We start from the raw sequence: 1,656 nt of genomic DNA on the forward strand, positions 1-1,656 counted from the left end.
GTATGAACCAGCAGCAAACACCTCGCAAGGTGCGGATGGTTTGACGGTTACGTTTCAACGCTTCGCGAGCGCTTGGGCGCAAGCTGCCTTTGTAGCGGACGGGTTTGAACTTCCCGAAGAGCATCGGAACCCTTCACCCCCACCCTCTCCCGCAAGGGGAGAGGGAGTTGTATATCCGCCATCTCACGTAGATGGGAAAGGAAGTTCTTCTTCCCGACGCAGTCCGGTGAACGGACTCACGTAGGAAAACGGGAAGTGTCGTGCCGCCGGAATTGAGCTGGCTGCATTCTTGACGGGTAATTCCACCTGGCTATTCGCGCAGCATACGCACGACCCGAAATGCGCGCAGGCGATCCGGACTGCGGGGCTCAGGCCTTCATCCCCGAGAGTTTGATTCCTTCGACGAAGTAGCGCTGGTTGAAGATGAAAAGTATCAAGACAGGAATGAGCGCGATCACCGAGCCCGCCATGAGCTGGGTGTAGTTCGTGGAATGCTGTCCGACGAAGTATTTCAGCCCGATCGGGAGGGTTCGGAGTTCCTCAGTGATCGTCACGACCAGCGGCCACATGTAACTTCCCCAGAAGCCCATAAACGTGAACGTGGTCAGGGTGGCAAGAGCGGGCTTTGAAAGCGGCAGAATCACCCTGGACCAGATCCCGATGTAGCCCGAACCGTCGATCTTAGCCGCGTCCTCAAGCTCCGAAGGCAGGCCCATAAAAAATTGGCGCAGCATAAAAGTGCCGTAAGCGCTGAAGAGCCCGGGGACAATCAGAGCCTGATAAGTGTTGATCCAGTGAAGGTGCCTCATTATCACAAACACCGGGATCATCGTTACCGACCCGGGCACCATCATCGTGGCCAGATATGCAAAGAATAATTTGTCCCGACCTGGAAACCTCAGGCGCGCAAATGCATAGGCCGCCATAGAGCTAGTAAGAACCTGGCCGAACGTGCCCACCACCGCCACGAAAATACTGGACAGATACAGCCGAAGGAAGTTGATCTCGTTCCAGGCGTCGGGATAGTTGCCCCACCACGCGCGGATCCTGACGCCGTTTACGACCCTGTCCCGCCAGAAGAAGTGCTCAGGAAGCCACTTAATTCCTCCGCCTGTCGAAAAAACCTCGCTCGGCTGTTTCACCGACGTGCTGAGCATCCACAGAAAAGGCACAAGCATGGTGATCGCGCCGAAGCCGAGCACCACGTATAGGGAGATCTTTCTAGCGAGCGTGAGCCTACTCATACACGACCACCTTCCCGCCGATCCCCCAGGTAAAGCGAGTAAGTATTAGGATCACCGCGAAAAGGAACCAGGCGATCGCGGAAGCATAGCCCATATTGAACTTCTCGAACGCGGTCTGGTACAGGTAGTACTCTATGGTAGTAGTGCTGCCGGCCGGGCCACCACCTGTCATAACGTTGGCGGTCATGAACCCGCTCTGGAAGCCGCTGATGATCGACATTATGAGTATGAAAAACGTCGTAGGGCTGATCATCGGCCAGGTCACAGCCCAGAACTTAGCCCACGGGCCCGCGCCGTCGATCTCGGCGGCCTCGTAGTAGGAAGACGGCACGCCTTGCAGCGCCGCCAGGTAGAGTATCATATTGTAGCCCCCCAACCCACCCCAGAGGCTCATCAGGATCAGAGATGGTTT

The 1,656-nt window shown here is 56.5% G+C and carries 3 protein-coding genes; 1 reads left to right on the top strand and 2 read right to left on the bottom strand.

What is annotated here, in order from left to right; genetic code table 11:
* Positions 1 to 244 (top strand): hypothetical protein (locus ABJK56_RS01520; protein WP_347242899.1); only part of this gene is annotated, 244 nt, incomplete at its 5' end.
* Between the two features lie 124 nt (positions 245 to 368).
* On the opposite strand, the gene ABJK56_RS01525 is transcribed toward ABJK56_RS01520, so the two are convergent.
* Positions 369 to 1,244: a carbohydrate ABC transporter permease gene (locus tag ABJK56_RS01525; RefSeq protein WP_347242900.1), complete on the bottom strand. Its 876-nt coding sequence runs from the start codon at positions 1,242 to 1,244 to the stop codon at positions 369 to 371.
* Positions 1,237 to 1,656, bottom strand: a 420-nt coding sequence (locus ABJK56_RS01530) for a sugar ABC transporter permease (RefSeq protein ID WP_347242901.1), incomplete at its 5' end; no start/stop codon positions are given. The genes ABJK56_RS01530 and ABJK56_RS01525, both read right to left, overlap by 8 nt.

The organism is Thermogutta sp., from assembly GCF_039793925.1.
Classification (GTDB): Bacteria; Planctomycetota; Planctomycetia; order Pirellulales; family Thermoguttaceae; genus Thermogutta.